Source organism: Micromonospora musae (assembly GCF_003626545.1).
Taxonomy (GTDB): domain Bacteria; phylum Actinomycetota; class Actinomycetes; order Mycobacteriales; family Micromonosporaceae; genus Micromonospora; species Micromonospora musae.
In genome coordinates this window covers 615625-631863 of sequence record NZ_RAZS01000001.1, presented here as the reverse complement: position 1 = coordinate 631863, position 16239 = coordinate 615625, and the positions used below count along the sequence as shown (strand labels likewise).

General features: G+C 71.1%; 17 protein-coding genes and 1 tRNA gene. 9 read left to right on the top strand and 9 right to left on the bottom strand.

Annotated elements, in window-relative coordinates:
* Positions 1 to 75: 75 nt before the first annotated feature.
* From D7147_RS02985 to D7147_RS02970, 4 genes are all read left to right on the top strand, one after another.
* Positions 76 to 405, top strand: coding sequence for a YbaB/EbfC family nucleoid-associated protein (locus D7147_RS02985; protein WP_120673670.1), 330 nt, complete (start codon positions 76 to 78; stop codon positions 403 to 405).
* A gap of 1 nt (position 406) precedes the next feature.
* Positions 407 to 712 carry a hypothetical protein gene (locus D7147_RS02980; RefSeq protein WP_120673669.1) on the top strand — a complete coding sequence of 102 codons (306 nt, stop codon included), beginning with the start codon at positions 407 to 409 and terminating at the stop codon, positions 710 to 712.
* Positions 712 to 1398, top strand: coding sequence for a hypothetical protein (locus D7147_RS02975; RefSeq protein WP_120673975.1), 687 nt, complete (start codon positions 712 to 714; stop codon positions 1396 to 1398). Before D7147_RS02980 ends, D7147_RS02975 begins: the two co-directional genes overlap by 1 nt.
* A 287-nt stretch (positions 1399 to 1685) precedes the next feature.
* Positions 1686 to 2525 carry a PSP1 domain-containing protein gene (locus D7147_RS02970; protein ID WP_120673668.1) on the top strand — a complete coding sequence of 280 codons (840 nt, stop codon included), beginning with the start codon at positions 1686 to 1688 and terminating at the stop codon, positions 2523 to 2525.
* 173 nt (positions 2526 to 2698) lie between these two features.
* Here the strand turns inward: D7147_RS02970 and D7147_RS02965 are convergent, their stop codons facing one another.
* Positions 2699 to 4558, bottom strand: a complete 1860-nt coding sequence (locus D7147_RS02965; protein WP_407663300.1) for a metallophosphoesterase family protein — start codon at positions 4556 to 4558, stop codon at positions 2699 to 2701.
* A gap of 144 nt (positions 4559 to 4702) precedes the next feature.
* Between D7147_RS02965 and D7147_RS02960 the strand changes: the two genes are divergently transcribed.
* Positions 4703 to 4776 (top strand) — tRNA-Thr (locus tag D7147_RS02960).
* Positions 4777 to 4951: 175 nt separating this feature from the next.
* Entirely contained in the window at positions 4952 to 5461 is a 510-nt protein-coding gene (locus D7147_RS02955) for a hypothetical protein (protein WP_120689343.1), read from the top strand.
* A 395-nt stretch (positions 5462 to 5856) separates the two neighbouring features.
* Here the strand turns inward: D7147_RS02955 and D7147_RS02950 are convergent, their stop codons facing one another.
* Together D7147_RS02950 and D7147_RS02945 are read right to left on the bottom strand one after the other, a co-directional pair.
* Positions 5857 to 6126: a hypothetical protein gene (locus D7147_RS02950; protein ID WP_120673666.1), complete on the bottom strand. Its 270-nt coding sequence runs from the start codon at positions 6124 to 6126 to the stop codon at positions 5857 to 5859.
* 231 nt (positions 6127 to 6357) lie between these two features.
* On the bottom strand, positions 6358 to 7581 hold the full coding sequence (locus tag D7147_RS02945; RefSeq protein WP_147434672.1) for a hypothetical protein: 1224 nt from the start codon (positions 7579 to 7581) through the stop codon (positions 6358 to 6360).
* Between the two features lie 274 nt (positions 7582 to 7855).
* On the opposite strand from D7147_RS02945, the gene D7147_RS02940 reads away from it, so the two are divergent.
* Positions 7856 to 8446 carry an HAD family hydrolase gene (locus tag D7147_RS02940; protein WP_120673664.1) on the top strand — a complete coding sequence of 197 codons (591 nt, stop codon included), beginning with the start codon at positions 7856 to 7858 and terminating at the stop codon, positions 8444 to 8446.
* Positions 8447 to 8461: 15 nt separating this feature from the next.
* On the opposite strand, the gene D7147_RS02935 is transcribed toward D7147_RS02940, so the two are convergent.
* Positions 8462 to 9829: an FAD-dependent monooxygenase gene (locus tag D7147_RS02935; RefSeq protein ID WP_158609263.1), complete on the bottom strand. Its 1368-nt coding sequence runs from the start codon at positions 9827 to 9829 to the stop codon at positions 8462 to 8464.
* A 184-nt stretch (positions 9830 to 10013) separates the two neighbouring features.
* Here D7147_RS02935 and D7147_RS02930 point away from each other — a divergent pair, with 184 nt between their 5' ends.
* Entirely contained in the window at positions 10014 to 11192 is a 1179-nt protein-coding gene (locus D7147_RS02930; protein WP_120673662.1) for a low temperature requirement protein A, read from the top strand.
* 104 nt (positions 11193 to 11296) lie between these two features.
* Here the strand turns inward: D7147_RS02930 and D7147_RS02925 are convergent, their stop codons facing one another.
* From D7147_RS02925 to D7147_RS02900, 5 genes are all read right to left on the bottom strand, one after another.
* Positions 11297 to 12049: a hypothetical protein gene (locus tag D7147_RS02925; RefSeq protein WP_120673661.1), complete on the bottom strand. Its 753-nt coding sequence runs from the start codon at positions 12047 to 12049 to the stop codon at positions 11297 to 11299.
* A 47-nt stretch (positions 12050 to 12096) separates the two neighbouring features.
* Positions 12097 to 12444 carry an antibiotic biosynthesis monooxygenase family protein gene (locus D7147_RS02920; RefSeq protein WP_120673973.1) on the bottom strand — a complete coding sequence of 116 codons (348 nt, stop codon included), beginning with the start codon at positions 12442 to 12444 and terminating at the stop codon, positions 12097 to 12099.
* 40 nt (positions 12445 to 12484) lie between these two features.
* Positions 12485 to 14032, bottom strand: a complete 1548-nt coding sequence (locus D7147_RS02915; protein ID WP_325050629.1) for an MFS transporter — start codon at positions 14030 to 14032, stop codon at positions 12485 to 12487.
* The gene (locus D7147_RS02905) at positions 14029 to 14667 is read right to left on the bottom strand and encodes a winged helix-turn-helix domain-containing protein (protein WP_120673660.1); all 639 of its coding nucleotides are present in this window, start codon (positions 14665 to 14667) and stop codon (positions 14029 to 14031) included. The genes D7147_RS02915 and D7147_RS02905 overlap by 4 nt, the downstream gene beginning before the upstream one ends.
* 72 nt (positions 14668 to 14739) lie before the next feature.
* Positions 14740 to 15357 (bottom strand): pyridoxamine 5'-phosphate oxidase family protein, encoded by a 618-nt coding sequence (locus D7147_RS02900; protein WP_120673659.1) that lies wholly within the window; start codon positions 15355 to 15357, stop codon positions 14740 to 14742.
* 327 nt (positions 15358 to 15684) lie between these two features.
* On the opposite strand from D7147_RS02900, the gene D7147_RS02895 reads away from it, so the two are divergent.
* Positions 15685 to 16230: an Hsp20/alpha crystallin family protein gene (locus D7147_RS02895; protein ID WP_120673658.1), complete on the top strand. Its 546-nt coding sequence runs from the start codon at positions 15685 to 15687 to the stop codon at positions 16228 to 16230.
* The last annotated feature ends 9 nt before the right edge of the window (positions 16231 to 16239 follow it).

Below are 16239 nucleotides of genomic sequence, written 5' to 3'. Positions count from 1 at the left end.
CGGTACGGTCCCGGGAATGCCGTGGTGACGGGGAAGCCACGCTCAGTGAGGATGAGCCGGGGGAGGGGTCCGCCGATGCCACGGGGGGAGATCGACGAGGCTTGGATCGAGGAGGCGGTGCGCCGCTACCGGCGCATCGAGTCACTCCAGGCCGAGTTCGACCAGGCGGTGTCGACCGTGGAGGTCACCGTGCGCTCGCCCGACGGGCTGGTCGAGGTCGTGGTGACCGCCGGTGGCCGGATCACCGACGTCCGCTTCCTCGGTCCGCTGCACGCCCGCAACCCCCGTGACGTCGCCAACTCGGTGCAGGCCGCCGTCACCGCCGCCGCAGACGCGGCCGAGTGGGCCCGGGAGAAGCTGCACAACGAGACCTTCGCCGCCTACCGGCCGCTCGCGGGGGCCTGAGATGGACGCTCTGCGCGCTCTGGCCGCCCGCCTCGACGAGGCCACCGCCGCCCTCACCACGCTCTCCCACACCGTCACCGCGAACGACCCGCCGCAGGCCGCGTTCGGTGCCGACGCGCCGGGTCGGCCGGGCGAGATCGGCCGGGCGTTGCACCGGCAGTGGACGGCGGCCACCGACAGCCGGTCCCGGGAGGCCCGGGTGGCCGCCGGGCGGCTCACCGCCGCCGCGTCAGCCGTACGCGAGGCCGCCGACCACTACGTCGACGTCGACCGGGGGGTCCGGCGGCGGCTGGCCGGGGAGGCGTGATGGACGCCCTGGACCGCCTCGCCGAACCGGGGCTCGACCTGCTGCGCCGGGTGGACACGCTGCTCGCCGCCGGCGCTCCCGAGGAGCATCGGGTCTGGCCGCTGCTGCGCCGGATGCAGGTGCTCCCCGGCGAGGCGGTACGCCACTTCCTGGAACTGCGCCCCGCGCCGCTCGCCGATGCGGGTCACGGGGTGCGACGGCTGGTACGCGGCTACGACGACGTCTCCACCACGCTGACCGATCCGGTGCTCTGGTCCGGGTCGGCCGCCGAGGCGTACGGGCAGTCGCGGGCGGCGCTCCTGCACCACCTCGACGAGGGGCCGGAGAGCCTCGTCGGGCGGCTGGAGTCCACGGCCGGCTACGCCGACGCGCTCGCCGACTGGATCGAGGGCAGCCGGCTCGCGCTGGCCCGGGCGCTGGCCGACGTGCTCCGCTCGGCCGAGGCGGTGGCGGTGGTCGCCGCGACCTCCGTGCTGAGCGGGGCGGCAGCCCGACCGGGTTCCGCCGGTCCGCGCGTCATGGAGGCGGCGGAGATCGCCGCGCGGGTGCTGGCGGTGCTCTGCGTCGCGTACGACGGGGCGGAGACGCTGCTGCGGCAGTGGGGGCCGAGTCTCGCCGAGTCGACGTGGCGTCCCTCGGTGGTGGGCCGCCCCCGCTACGACGGGACCACCCGCGTCGGGTGGTGACCCCGGACAGTCCACGGCGTCGCGTTCGGGCATCGGGCCGAGCCCGCTGCCGTCGGCGACGCCGTGGTCTTCCCCCTGCACCCCCCGCAGGTCTGGTCTCCACTCAACGCGCCCGCCGGTCGTTTGTCGCCCGTCGTGGCGCGGATTCAACCGTCCGGGCGAGGGTCAACGGCACGACGGGTTGGGCGTCGAGTCATTCGATTCGACGGCGGTGGATGACTGCACGGTGTAGCCGGGCGGCGACGGTGGCCCCGACGCGGGGCGCCGGTTCGTCGTAGGGTGGGGGCATGGGCATGCTCTGCGCGGTCAGTTTCAACCGGTACGGGCGGCTCTACTACCTCGACCCGGGCGAGCTGCGCCCGCAGGTCGGTGACAAGGTGCTGGTGCCCACGGACGACGGGCCCGAGGTGGCGGAGTGCGTCTGGGCCGCGCAGTGGGTCAGCGAGGAGACGGACGGCTTCCCCAAGCTGGCCGGGGTGGCCGGCGAGGACGACCTCCGCCGTGACGAGGCGCTGCGCCGCCGCAAGGCCGAGGCGAAGGTGGCCGCGAAGCGGCTGATCCGGGCGCACGGGCTGCCGATGAAGGTGGTGGCCGTCGACCATGTGCTCGGCTCCGCCGAGGCGGGCGGGGAGCGCACCACCGTCTACTTCACCGCCCCGCACCGGGTGGACTTCCGCTCGCTGGTCCGCGATCTCGGGGCGACCCTGCACTGCCGGGTGGAGCTGCGCCAGCTCTCGGCCCGGGACTCGGCCCGGGTGCAGGGGGGAATCGGCTCCTGCGGGCGGGACCTCTGCTGCGCGACCTTCCTCACCGACTTCGAGCCGGTCACCATCCGGATGGCGAAGGACCAGGATCTGCCGCTCAATCCGCTGCGCATCTCCGGGGCGTGCGGACGACTGATGTGCTGCCTGAAGTACGAGCACCCGCTGTACCAGCGGTTCCAGGAATCGGCGCCGGCGGTCGGCGCGCGGGTCTCCACACCGGAGGGTGACGGTCGGGTGGTGGGCCACAGCGTTCCGCGCGACTCGGTGACGGTCCGGCTGGACGCCGACGGCTCCCGCTGCTCCTGCTCCCGCGCGTCGGTCTGCGCCCCCCGCCAGGCCCACGACCAGCACTACACCATTTAGCCCCCCGCCGCGGGGGATCTCCCCCGCCGGCGTCCCCCGCCGCCGGCTTCTCCCCCGTCGGCGGCTCTCCCGTTGATCAAGAGCTTTGCGTCAGAATCCGGTTCCTGCATGACGCAAAGCTCTTGATCAACTTCGGGGTGGGAGTGGGAGCGGGGGGCCGGTGGGTGGGTGGGTTAGGGGATGTGGATGGGGGGTTCGGCCAGGCGGGGGGTCAGGGGTGTCTTGGGGGTGAGCCAGGAGGCCGTGGGGGTCTCGTCGGGGTTCACCTGCCAGTCGCGGGCGACCCGGTCCACGGCGATCGGATAGATGGTGAGCGCGCCGTCCGGGTCGATCCGGATCCGCAGGAACGCCTTCGAGTCCTCGATGCCCTGACCGGCGAAGAGCTCGTTGAGGTTCACCCCGAACGCCCCGGCGATCAGCAGGTACGCCGCCACCAGCTGGCTGGCCACCAGCCCGCTGATCGGGCCGTAGACCACCGCGGCGGCGACCACCGGCAGCGGCCACGGCCAGTCGGCGAAGGGCAGCTGCAGCCAGACCCACGTGCCGCCCGCGCCCAACGCCAGGTGGGCCAGCCCGTGCCCGACGCCGAGGATCCAGTGCCGGGCGTGCCGTTTGCCGCTGGCGCTCGGCGGCTTCGCGAAGAACGCGGCCCCGAGCAGCGTCACCAGCAGCATCAGCACCAGCGGCACACTGAACAGCCGCTGCTCGGTCGTACCGACCCGGTTCGCCGCCACGCCGGACATGGCGAGCATCAGCAGGGTGTGCAGGGTGCCGAGCAGGGTGGTGAAGCCCGGGTTGCGCAGCGGCAGCCGGGGGAAGATCCCCCAGCCGTATCGGCGGCTGCGGGCCGCCTCGGGGTAGCGCGCCGCCAGCTCGTACGGGCGGGAGACACTGGCCCGCCGCGCCAGGGTGTCCTTCGGGGGCACCTCGATCCGCTCGGGCAGCTTGTGCGTCGGGTAGAGGTACGCGCCGCCGCTGCCGCAGGTGACGAGCTGCCGGTCCGGGCCGGCGTACCGGGCGTAGTGGTGCAGGTCGCCGGAGATCAGGAGCCGTACCTGAGCCCCGGTCGGCGCGACGATCGTACGGATGAAGTAGTCGATCGAGTCGTACGCCGTGGGGTGGTCGGCGGCCTTGACCCAGGTCGGCGCCGGCACCGCCAGGATCACCCGGTGCTGCGGGCCCAGCTTCTGCGCCACCGCGTCGAAGTAGGCGAGCTGCGGGTCGTCCAGGTACGAGCCGGACTGGTCGTCCAGGCCCAGCAGCCACCAGTCGCCGGGCAGCTCGACCGCGAAGTACGACCGGGACTGGCCGGTGCCCCACCCGCCGAAGTGCCGATCGCGGGAGCGGACGAAGAGCCGCAGGAACGCCGTCAACCCGTCGTACCAGTCGTGGTTGCCGGGAACCGCGAAGAGGGTGGGCTGCTCGGGCGGGGTGATGGGCAGGGCGGCCTGGTAGGGGCCCTTGCACCGGTCCTCGTACGCCTCGAAGGCCGCCGACGGGTAGACCTGGTCGCCGCCCATCACGAGCGTCTGCGCGCGCGGCAGCCGATGCCCGTCGACCTCCAGCTCCGGCTGGGCGAGCAGGTACGCGACCGAGTAGGTGGCGTTGAAGCCGTCGCCAAGGTCCGCCACGTAGTCCAGCCAGAGCCCACCGTCCGGCCCGACCTGCCGTTCGATGCGGGACTCCAGGGAGTTCTGCAGCTCCCGCTTGTCCAGGTACGCGCCGAAGAGCATCGCGAGGAGCGTACGGATACCGGTGCTGATCAGCAGGAACGGCGCGAGCCACGGGACGGGCTTGCGCGGGGTGAAGCCCAGCTCCAGCGGATCGGTGGTCCGGGGGCGGCGGGCCGCCCGCTCCCCGGCCGGCTCCCCGGCGGCCGGTGCTGCGGCGGTCCGCTCACCGGAACTCTGCTCAACAGCGTCCTGCTCACCGGGGCTCTGCTTACCGGCGCTCCGGTCGTCGGCGCCGGCGGCGTCCCGCCGGCCGTGGAGGGGAAGATCCGAGTCGTCGGGGCGGGCGTGATCGTCAGTCACCGCCGCAGCGTAGTCCGGCCACAACGAGAGCGCTGTCCGGCCAACGACGCTTTCGCGCTCCTTGCCCGGGTTGTGACGGCGAGGCGACGAGCGGGGTATCGGATTCGGCCGGGGCGGGCCGGTGCCGTACACTTGGCGATCGTTGCCGCCTTAGCTCAGTCGGCTAGAGCGACGCACTCGTAATGCGTAGGTCGACGGTTCGATTCCGTCAGGCGGCTCGGTATGGAAGCCCAGGTCATCGGCCTGGGCTTCGCCGTTTTCCAAGGTCGACAACCTCGCCGCCGGCCGTGCCAGTCCGCAAATAGTCCGCATCCCGCGCGGCGACCGCCTCGTCCAGCCGGTTGGCGACCGCGTCCAGGTCGTCACCGAAGAGGCCGGCGTACACGGCAGGCCGTGGCCCATCTGCAGGTTGACGACGCAACCCGTAACATCCGCCCGATGGCTCGAACGAACGACGACGACCGCGAGTCGCTCTTTCCAACGGTGGGCGCAGGCACCGCTGACACGTTTCGGGTGGAGTTCACGCCGACTAGCCGCGACAAGAGGTTCGGCGTGTTCCAGCTCTACATCGAGGGCATCCCGATCGGAGACGCCAGCACAACTGCGTTGTACCCGCACATTGCGAATCTCTCCCGCCTGTGCCAGATCGCCGAACACCGCAGCAAGCGGGGGCGGGGCCGGCTACACCTTGGGGACACCTTCGACCACCTGGACATGTCCGTGGAGATGAGCCAGTCTGCCGTGCTGTTCACCTTCAGCACTCGACCTCGATCTGAGTGGGGTGAGCCGCCACCGTGGGCACCGCCGGTTGGTGAGGAAATGCGGCTGAGCGTCGCCCGGTCAGAATTCATCAGCATCTGGCGCCAGGCCGAACCGCGGTTCCGGCTCGACTGCCTCGACTAACCCGCGCACCAGGTCGCGAATCCTGGCCTCGTGCGATGGCTGACGAATACGAGGGTGCCGTCGATGGAAGCTGCGCAACCGGCGTAGGCCGACGTCAACGAGGCGCTCGCGGTCATCGGGTGAGGCGATGGGACATCCCTGATCCCACAGGTCTGACAACGCCGCCAAAGCGACCGCACGAGCTGGGTCGGCCATCCTCGCTCCCCGTTGCCTTCGGTGATCCATGGCGACCGTACAGCCATCCGTACAGCCAAGCCGGCCGTCAGTCATAGGTGATGAGCGGCGACAGCCGACAGGTCGAGCAGATCAGCGGCAGTAGGCGACGCGGGCCGACAGCAGTCTTGATCTTTGCAAGGCAGGGGCCTGCGGTGTGTCATGGGGGATCCGCTAGCAGGCTAGAGGCTGAGGCAGGGAAGCTGTACTTGTTCAGGGCCGCACCACGATTCAACGAACCAGGCACCTGAGGCGACATCGATGTGCTCGGTCACCCGTGGCTGAACGATGGCCGCGATCTGCTTCGTCATGGGCCATGCATCGATGATCCAGCCATCTTCTCCGACGTTGACGTGCTCTCGTAGCGGCTCGATCATTTCCGAAGGCAACTCCCAGGAACGTTCGAGGAAGTCGTCCGCCCCGAACTTCTGAACCACGTTGACCACGTTCACGCGACGACCGTAGCTGGCTCGGGCCGCGCCCACTCGACGGAGAGCAGCGACCGACGCTGGTCGACAGCAGGCGAGCAGTCCGCATCTGGTCCGCAAGAGGGTCGACGGACGGCGGGGGAGTGGTGTGAGATGTCGAGAGGCGTTTCCGCTGCTAGACCGCCAGATGCGCAGTTCGGCGGGACGGGCATCTTGATCTCGTAATGCGTAGGTCGACGCTGTGCGCGAAGCGGACTACCCCTCCAGTCGCGCCAACACGGCCTTGCGCAGCGACCACGACTCGTCCTTGATGCACTCCGCTAGACAAGCGAGCCCGAGTGCGAGGGGCCAGGAAACCGCCTGCCGATGATGCGGCAGCATCTCTAGCGGTCGGTTGGGATCCCAAAGCCGTAGCGGGGCGAGGCTGACTGGCATGAATTCATGGACGTACGACTGCTCTACCCGCCGTGGTGACCGGTCGAGCATCTGATCGCCCGAAAGGTTAAGAAGGGTTACGGCGCAGAACTCCGGCATCGCTCCCCGGCTGACCCACCTACCGTGGCCGACGAGAGAACTCTCTTCTATTTCCCGTGCGGTCAGGTGGCACTCTTCCCGCAACTCGCGCTCGGCCCCGTTGATCACGACCTGCTGGATCGTGTAGTCGTCCGTGTCGCGGGGTACGTCCCTGGGCTCGAGTGCCCCTGAACCGGATGGAGCCAGCAAGCCAGGACTGCCGATGTTGTCGTCCGTCTGCGCGACGAGGAGCAACTGCCCGTCAGTGGTGAGAGCCAGCGTCGACACGCCGATATGGTTCGCAAGGCGACTGCGCTTGAAGGGAACCAGCCGGCCTTCAGCGTCGAGGATGAGGTCCCGCCCACGAAGGGCAGGGCTCTTTCGCCCGACCTCCCAGATGTCCAGTGGAGCGAGGAGGTTGCTGCACATGAAGTCGAAGTAGCGTCCTGCTCTCAGCTTGACGACGTCGTCGCTCAGAATGTCCGACGCCAGACAGAGCACGCTGTCGTTATAGATCCTTCCGGTCTTCGCGCGGTAATTCAGGTAGTCGAGCGACCATGTCCTCAGATCACGTGGAAGCCTGTAATCGGGAGTCCGGACAATGGCCCGGATGGGGCGCTTTCGCAGTTCGATGTTTTCGCGGGACAGCAGAATACCCACGTCGCGCGCGCTCTCCACGCTTGGTCCGAGGTCGGCTGAATGACTGATCACATCCCGGTAGGTGTCGCCCTTTCTCGGCTGGAACCGTACCTCTCTCGAGCGGCGGCGGTTGGCTCGGATCTCCATCAGGGAGAGAGTAGCGCCGGCAAGGCCGGCGACCACGCTGACTGGCCGGGACGGGTCTCCCAGAGATGTCGCCAAGCCGAACGAGGCTAGAACCAGCCCCACCGTGGTGAGCCTGTAACGCCACAATTTGTAGCGCCAGATGGTCGTCTTTGTCCTCACCGTTCTCTTGGCTGCAAGCATCCGCGCCCTCCGCCCGGTGCGACGTGCCCAGGAGGATGCATCGTAGCGGCGAGCCGAGGCTCGTCGCGCCCCGAGAATTTTCGGGCTTTACGGAGATCCAGGACAGTTTCGAACACGACTGGCGGCCGAGGCCGGGCCACCCCGTCCACAGTCAGAAATCTGACCGGTCAGAGCCAGGACCAAGCGGTGGAGGCGGCCGGGAACAAGCGCGAAATGTGTAGCCCCGAGCCGAGTTGCGAATCCGGCGAGAGCGAAGCCGTCTACCCTGCTACGGGTGATCCTGCCCCTGCCTGCCGGTGAGTACCGGGCGTACCTCTTCGACTGCGACGGCACCATCGCCGACTCCATGCCGCTGCATCACGTCGCCTGGCAGCAGGCCCTCCAGGACTGGGGCTGCGAGCTACCGGAGGACCTCTTCTACGCGTGGGGCGGCCGTCCCGTCGCGGACATCATCGTGGACCTCAACGACCAGCACGGCCTGGCCATGCCGGTGGAGGTCGTCGCCCGACGTCGGGAGGATCTCTACCTGGAACTGCTGCCGAAGGTCACCGCCGTGCCGGGCGTCCTCGAACACATCGTCGAGTCGCACCGGCGGGTCCCGTTCGCGGTCGTCTCGGGCAGCACCCGCGAGTCGGTCACCGCCTCCCTCGGCGCGCTCGGCCTCCTCGACCGGTTCGACGTGTTCGTCTGTGCCGGCGACTACGCGCGGGCGAAGCCGGACCCGGAGGCGTTCCTGCGGGCGGCCGAGCTCCTCGGTGTCGCCCCGCAGGACTGTCTCGTCTTCGAGGACACCGACATGGGCATCCAGGCCGCGACCGCGGCGGGCATGGCGTCGGTACGGGTGCCGGACCCACGGCTGCGGTAGGCCCGCGACGGGCGGTCAGCCGAGCGGGACTCCGGTCGCGATGAAGCGGTCGGGGCGAACGATCGTCACCTGCCCCTGCGCGAACCCGTCCATGTCGGCGAAGACGGCGTCGCGCGCGGTGAGCCACGCCCGGGTCTCGGGATCGAGGATGCCCGCACCGCCGGAGAGCACGCCCCACCGGTTACCCAGCAACGCGTCGAGGGTGGTCCGTCGACCGTCGACGACGAGCGGGGTGTCGGGCAGCTGCCGGGTGCCGTCGGGGAGCCGCTCGGGCGCCGCGGCAGCGGTGGCGACGCGCGCGTCGAGGCCCGGGAGCAGCCCGGCGGTCCGTACGACGCCGCGCAGGGCGGCAGCGGCGAGATGGTTGCGGCCGAGCACGATCCGGCCGGTGCGGAGCGCGGTCCGGGTCATCCGCGTCACGGCCGGCCGCCGCTCGCGTTCGTACCTGTCGAGGTCGGCGGGCGCGTCGGTCAGCAGCCAGGAGAGGGTCGCGACGTCGCGCAGGCCGGCGCCGAGGCCCTGGCCGGTGAAGGGCGGCATCGAGTGCGCGGCGTCGCCGGCGAGCAGTACCCGGCCACGGCGCCACGCCGACGCCGTACGGGCGTGGAAGGTGAAGACGGCGGCCCGCTCGACGCGGAGCGCCGCGGGGTCGGCCCAGGGTCGGATCAGTTCGTCGGCCCGCGCTGTCATGCCGGCCGGATCCTCGCCCGGCAGCAGCATCCACTCCCACCTCCGGGCACCCGGTCGTTCGAACGCCACCATGGGCCGAGCGGGGTCGAGTACGTAGGAGAAGGTCGGCTCGCCGGTGCCGGGCTCGTCGGTGCGGGCGTCGACGACCAGCCACGGCTCCGGGTAGCTGACGCCGTCGTAACCGACTCCGATCAGGCCCCGCACGGTGCTCGACGCCCCGTCGCAGCCGACGAGCCAGGCTGCGGTCAACGACGAGCCGTCGTCGAGGGTGACGGTGACCCGGTCGGCGGACTGCTGGAGCGCTGTCACCGACCGCCCCGCGTACAGCCGGACCGTCTGCGTCCGCGCCAGCCGGTCGCGTAGCGCCCGCTCGAGGCGCGGCTGGTCGAGCATGACGCCGGCCGGGACGCCGTCGGGCAGGCGCAGCGTCAGCAGGGGGCGGCGGTCCGGAGCGAGCAGTTGCGAGCGGCGCAACGGCACCGCCCAGTCCTCCCAGCCGGCCAGGCCGTCGATGCGGCGGAGGATCCGCTGGGTGTGCGCGTCGAGGACCGCCGCGCGCGGGTGCGGGTGCGACGGGGAGCCGGCATCGGCTGCCGGGTCCACGACGGCGACCCGGACGCCCCGGCCGCCGAGCAGCGCGGCGAGTACGGCTCCGACGGGTCCACATCCGGCGATCAGCACATCCGCGTCCACGAATCGAATCTCGCCGCCGGCGCGCCCGTTGGCAAGGCCGGTGTGGGGAGACTGCCCGGAGAGGCGATCGTTCCTCGCCGCTCGGCCGGGTTCGGCCCGCCGCCACTCATTCACATTTTGCGAGCGCCGCCGTGTGGTACGACTGCCGGAAAGGCGGCCAGATCAGGCAGAAACGGGCGGGTCGATGACGAGTAAGGCAGCCGCGCTGCTGCGACGACCAGAGGCGCCTCGGGCCGCCTTCCTGGAACTCTTCTTCGACCTGGTGTTCGTCTTCACGCTCGCCGCCCTCGCCGCCGGGCTGGTCAAGAACCTGAGCTGGCACGGCGCCTTCCACACGCTGGTGCTGCTGCTCGCCCTCTGGATGGTCTGGACCGCCACGTCGGGGCTGACCGACCGGTTGGATCCGCAGCATCCGGTGGTGCAGCTGCTGGTTCTCGCGACCATGTTCGGCACCCTGCTGATGGCTGCCGCGGCCCCCGAGGCGTTCGACGGGAAGGGCGTCTTCTTCGCGGGTACGTGGGTCGTCACCCAGGTCGGCCCTGCCGTCCTCGTGGTATTCCTGCTGCGCGGCCACGAGGCGTGGCGTGCCTTCGTGCGGGTGCTCTTCTGGCACTGCGTGGCCTCGGTGCCGTGGATCGTGGGTGCGTTCACGCACGGGGTGGCGCGTGACGTGTTGTGGGCGTCGGCGGTTGGTCTGGAGTGCGCGGCCCTCGCCTTCGGTCTGCCGACACCCGGGCTGGGGCGGGCGTACATGCGGCCCGAGTTCGCGATCTCCGGCGAGCACCTGGCCGAACGTCACCGGCAGCTCTTCATCGTCGGGCTCGGTGAGCTCGTCCTGGTCACCGGGCTGACGTTCAGCGGGAGCGAGTTCGGGTCCGGGCAGATCGCGGCGGTCGTGGTCGCGTTCGTCACCACGGCGCTGCTGTGGCGGATCTACCTCCACCGGGCCGGAAGCCTGCTGGCGGTGGCGATCGGAGCCGCCGGCGACCCCGTCCGGGCCAGCATCTGGGCGCTCTACTCCCACCTGCTGATGGTCGGCGGAATCGTGCCCAGCGCCATCGCCGTGGAGCTCGTCATCGAGCACCCGTTCGGGCACGTGCAGCCGGCGTTGGTCGCCGTCATCCTCGGCGGACCCACGCTCTTCCTCGTCGGGCGGGGCATGTTCGAGTACGCGGTCTTCGGCCGGGTGTCCCGGAATCGCGTGATCGGGGCGGGCCTGCTGGTCGTCGGCTCACCGGCGATGATGTTCCTGCCGCGGTTGCTGGTCGCCGTGGTGCCCGCTCTCGTCCTGGCCTGGATCGCGGTGACCGACGGGATCCGCGCCCGAGGACGCCCGGCCGAGCTGCCGGCGCCACCGCTGTAGCCGGCCGGGCGCCGGATGCGAGGAAGGCCCAGGCCGTCCGGCTCGCCGCCGGCAACCTGGGCCTTCCGTGTCACGCCTGGCGCTTGTGCCGCCGGGCTGCGGGGTCAGAGGAACGTGTACATCTCCGCGGCGGCGTCCTCGGTCTCGCCGGCGGGCGGCGCCTCCACCTTCACCGGCTCGCCGAAGCCATGCATCTTCATCTCGGTGACCAGATCGCCGAGGCTCTTCGTGGCGATCGTGTACGAGAGGGAGGTGACGCGGCCCTCGGCGTCGACGGTCGCCTCGAACGGAATCGCCTTCGGGTCCTTCGCCAGCTTGGCGGTCGACTCGAGGCCGTCGCGCATCCCACCGTCGGCGGGCGCGGCCTGCACGGCCTTCTCCAGGTCGGCGGTGCCCTTGTAGCTGCCCTCGCCCACCTTCTCGGCGGTGACGATGCCGCCGACCAGGCCGGTCTGCGACTCCAGGTCGAAGGACTGGCGCAGCGAGCTCTCCGGCCGCAGCTTCGTGAGGTCGATCTTCATCCACGGCTTGCCGCTGCCGGACGCCTCCATCTTGATGTAGGCGGCGTCGCCGATGAGCCGGGCCTCCATCTCCTCGGGTGCCGTGGTGGTGACCGTGAGCACCTTGGCGGCCGGGTCCATCTTGCCGGTGAGCTCCATCGTCGCCGGGCCGGCCTTCACCGAGGCGTCCATGATGACCGTGCCAGCGAGGCTGCGGCCCATGCCCTCCTTGATGGCGGTGACCGGGTCGGCCGCGCTGCTGGCGGACGAGCCGGCCGTGGGGCTGTCGGAGTTGGTGCCGCAGCCGGCCACGAGAACGGCGAGGGCGATCGAAACGACGGGAATCAGTCGACGCATGGGCATGAGCCTATCGGTGGGCGCCGTCATTTTCCGGCCGGGCCTGGTCAGCCGGGGTCGAGCGGGGAGGAGTCGCGCCCGTAGTCGCGTTCGACGGTGGCGATCCGGACGCGGTAGTCGTCGTACCAGACGTCGCGGCCGCGACGTTGGGCGACGAGGTGCGCGGCGACCCGCTTCCAGCCCTGAGCCGCCGTCTGATCCGTCCAGTACGACACGGTGATCCCGACGTCCTCCCGGGCCGACTCGATGCCGAGGAAGCCGGGCTGTTCCCGGGCCAGCTCCGCCATCGACGCGGCCATCACCGCGTACCCGTTGTCGCCGGGGGTGCGGACGGAGGTGAAGATGACCGCCACGTACGGCGGGTCCGGGGTGTCGGCGAAGGGGTGGCTCGACATGGGCGCCAGCATGGCACAGCGCCGACGGGTGCGGGTGAGGTCAGGCCTCGACCGCTTCGGGCAGCTCGCGTAGGCGGCGGACGGGGGAGAAGAGCACCCAGAGCACGCCGGCCAACGCGCCCACGGTCGCGATCCAGAGCGCCTCGCGTACGCCGATCGCGGCACCCAGGGCACCGCCGATGAGCGCGCCGATCGGCCGGATGCCGTAGTTGATCGTGCGTCGTACCCCGGTGGCCCGGGCCAGCATCGTCTCCGGGGTGAGGGCGGTCTGCACGGAACCGGTGACGATGTCGAGCACCATCACGCCGACGGCGCAGAAGAACTCGGCGGCGAAGAGCATGCCCAGCACCACAGGTGTCGGGCCGTCGGCCAGCGGAACGAGCAGCAGCGGAGCGGGGAAGAGCAGGAAGCCGGTCACCATCGTCGGGCCGATGCCGAAGCGGCGGGTCAGCCGGCCGGTGACCGCGGCGCCGAAGAGGCCACCCACCGCGCCCGCGCCGAGCACCGTACCGAGCAGGCCGGGCGAGAGGTGCAGCTCGGTGGTGGCGTAGAGGACGAAGAGCGCGGCGAACATGAAGTTGAAGAGGTTGACAGTGGTGGTGCCGAGCACGATCGCCCGCATCATCGGCGTTCCGGCGATGAACCGTAGGCCGGCGGCGATCCCCAGGCCACGGCCGCGGACCGGCGCCGGCTCCGTGGTGCGCATCCGGGCCAGGAAGGCGGCGGACCAGACGTACGACAGCGCGTCGGCGACCAGCGCGATCGGTGCGGTGAGCAGCTGCACCAGCAGACCGCCGATGCTCGGCCCGGCGACCAGGGACAACCCCCGGCTGCCGTTGATCAGCGTGTTCGCCTCGACGTAGTCCCGACGCTCCACCAGGGACACGAAGAGCGGCCCGCGGGAGACCTCGAAGAGGACCGCGAGGGTGCCCACCGCGAACGCCACGCCGTAGAGCTGGGCCAGGGTGAGGACGTCGAGCAGGTAGGCGGCGGGGATCGTGGCGAGCAGCAGCGCCCGGCCGACGTCACTGAGGACCATGATGCGCCGTTTCCGGGCGAGCCGGTCCACCCACGCCCCGGCGAGCAGGGAGAAGAGGAGGTTCGGCGCCAGCGCGGCGGCGGTCAGGTAGCCCATCTGGGTCGGCCCGGCGTCGGTGATGAGCACGGCGAGCAGCGGCAGCGCCAGCGTGGAGATCTCGTCTCCGAAGTACGACACCGTCTGCGCCGCCCAGTACCGGCGGAACATCCGCTCCTGCAGCAGCCGAGGCAGCCGGAGGCGGCGGAGCGAGCCACCGGGGCCGCTGCCGGTCGGGCCGTCGATCGTTCCGGCCCCGATCGGTCCGCTGTTGGGCACGGCACCGGTCGGGCCGCCGGTCGGCGCGGTTCCGATCGGTCCGCCGTCGGGCGCGATGCCGGTCGGTCCACCGCCGGAAACCGTGCGGGTCCCGCCGCCGTTGGGCACCGTGCCGGTCGCGCCGCCGTTGGGCACCGTGCCGGTCGCGCCGCCGGTGGTAGCGGTGCGGGTCGGCACGGCGTCGCCGGAGGTCGGGCCGCCGGGCGTCAGGCCGCTGGCCGGATCGCCGCTCACCGGGCGCCGCCCGGTGCCTCGGGCGCCTCTGTGGTGGGTGCCGGCGTGGCGGGCCGGGCGCCGTCGGTCGGTGACGGCGAGAGCACCGCGAGCTGGATCAGGCTGACCCGGCGCGCGTCTGCCGGCCGCCGGGACGGGTCGAGGATCCGATCGTCGTACTCGGAGAGCACCTCGTCGAGCCGGCGCGTCAGCTCGGCCAGCTCGTCGGCGGTCACGTAGAGCGACTGGTCGCTGAAGCCGGTGACGGCTCGCCAGGCCGCGGATTCGTCGGCCCGCCGAAGGAGGAACTCCTCCGCGCGGCGGGTGTAGAGCGCGAGTTGGGCCGCGTTCAACTCGTCGGTGGCGGCGCGCACCTGCGGGTCGTCGGAGTCGTCGTCCCAGGAGGTGGCGAGCGCCGTGGCGCGCCAGGGCCGCTCCCGGGCGTCCGCTCCCGGTGACCGCTCGGCGAGGCCGTACTTGGCGAGCTGGCGGAGGTGGAACGAGCAGTTCGGCACGCTCTCGCCGAGCTGCTCGGCGGCCTGGGTGGCGGTCATCGGTCCGTGGGCGCGCAGCAGCCCGAGCAGCGCCATCCGCAGCGGGTGTGCGTACCCCCGCAGGGCCTTCGGGTCGGTCAGCTTCGTCCTGGAGAGCGACATACGCTAAAGCTATCTTTATAAAGATGTCTTTAGCAATAGGGTTGGCGACCTCGATTCGGCACGCGGCACCGATCAGGCGTAGAGCTTGCGCAGGTAGTCCGGGCCGTAGTGGCGCTCCAACTCCGCGAGCTCCTTCTCCGGCGCCTCCAGCTCCTTCACGAGCCGCGCCCGGGAGGGCAGCACCTCCGGCTGCCAGCTCTCCGGCTTCCACAGCTGCGAGCGGAGGAACGCCTTCGGGCAGTGGTAGAAGATCTGCTCGATCTCCACCAGCACGGCGAGGACGGGACGGTGACCCTTGACGGTCAACTCCTCGAACCAGGGCGCGTCCCGGACCAGCCGCGCGCGTCCGTTGATCCGCAGCGTGTCGGAGCGCCCCGGAATCATGAAGAGCAGCCCGACGTGCGGGTTCTCCAGAATGTTGCGGTAGCCGTCCGCCCGCCGGTTGCCCGGCCGCTCCGGCAGCGCGATCGTCGTGTCGTCGAGCACCAGAGCGAAGCCCGGTGGGTCGCCCTTCGGCGAGACGTCGCAGCTGCCGTCCGCGCCGGCCGTCGCGACCAGACAGAACGACGAGGCGGCCAGCCACTGCCGGTCCAGGTCGTGCAGCCGGACGCGCTCCTTGTTGGCGGCGTGCGCCGTCGGCTCGCCGAGCAGCTCGCGTAGCTCCTCCGCCGACGTGATCTCCACCGTCACAGGTCCTCCCGGGGGTGAGTAAGTGTGCGGGTGGCGCCGCCACGCTGCGGCCCGTGCCGCCCAGCGTACGACCGGCCGGACCAAGGTTTGCCGGCTGCGGCCCGGGGTACCGCGTTCCGCGGACGCGCTGATCCGAGGGGAGACCACGGCATGGGCGAGAGCACGGCATGAGCGAGCGGAGCGAGCGAATCATCGGGCACTGCGCGGTTGAGCCTCAGGTCGTGATCGACCGGAGGGAGAGCACGGCATGAGCGAGCGGAGCGAGCGAATCATCGGGCACTGCGCGGTTGAGCCTCAGGTCGTGATCGACCGGAGGGAGAGCACGGCATGAGCGAACAGGGTGGCGGGCTCGGCCGCTGGCGCGGCCGGCAACAGGGCTGGGACCCGATGGGCGAACTCCAGTCGCTCCGCGCCGAGCTGCGCCGGTTGGTCAGCGGTCGCTCCGGTCCGCCGGAAGTGGAGCTGACCGAGGTGCCCGACGGCTGGGAGGTCATCGTCCGGCTGCCCGGCGTGGCACCGGAGGAGGTCGCCGTCGAGCTGGACGATCGAGACCTGTGCGTACGGGCGCGCTCCGAGGCGGAGGTCAACGCCGACCAGGGCATTCCCGGCGGCTTCGAGGCCCGCGGCTTCGAGTACCGCGTGGAGCTGCCCAGCCGCGTCGACCCGGACGTCATCGACGCGGTGATGGACCACGGGCTGCTCCGGGTCCACCTGCCGCGATCCGCCCGGCCCGCGCCGCGCACCATCACCGTCGGCCGTACCGGGCCGCGTACCGGCCCGCTCGGCAGCCGTACGCCGGCCCCGGGTGATCCCGCCGCGGACCGGGAGCTGCACCGCCCGGACACCGCCGCCGGCGAGATCGACAGGCCTTAGCGGTCCGGC